Source organism: Jiangella muralis, from assembly GCF_001270745.1.
GTDB lineage: Bacteria > Actinomycetota > Actinomycetes > Jiangellales > Jiangellaceae > Jiangella > Jiangella muralis.
Genome location: NZ_LFXL01000092.1, coordinates 1 through 534, shown reverse-complemented (window position 1 = coordinate 534; position 534 = coordinate 1). Strand labels below are relative to the sequence as shown.

Here is a 534-nt window from a genome sequence, read left to right as displayed (position 1 = left end):
TACGAGGTGACCACGCTGGACGAGGCGATCGAGCGGGCGGACATCGTGGTGACCGCGACCGGCAACAAGGACGTCCTCACCGCCGACCATCTGGCGCGGGCGAAGCATCAGGCGATCGTGGGGAACATCGGGCATTTCGACAACGAGATCGACATGGCCGGGTTGGCCGCCGTTCCGGGTGTGGGGCGGACGGAGATCAAGGCGCAGGTGCATGAGTGGGCGTTCCCGGATGGGCACACGGTGATCGTGTTGTCGGAGGGGCGGTTGTTGAACCTGGGTAACGCGACCGGGCATCCGTCGTTCGTGATGTCGAACTCGTTCACCAACCAGGTGCTGGCGCAGATCGAGTTGTTCGCGAAGACCGCGGACTACCCGCTGGGCGTGTATACGCTGCCCAAGCACCTGGACGAGAAGGTGGCCCGGCTACACCTCGACGCCCTCGGCGTGAAACTCACCGAGCTGACCCCGGCGCAGTCGTCCTACCTGGGCATCCCGGTCGACGGCCCGTACAAGAGCGAGCACTACCGCTACTGA

1 protein-coding gene is annotated in these 534 nt (G+C 65.0%); it reads left to right on the top strand.

The features are described from left to right. A partial coding sequence (locus ACW62_RS32805) for an adenosylhomocysteinase (RefSeq protein ID WP_205629764.1) occupies positions 1-534 on the top strand: 534 nt, incomplete at its 5' end.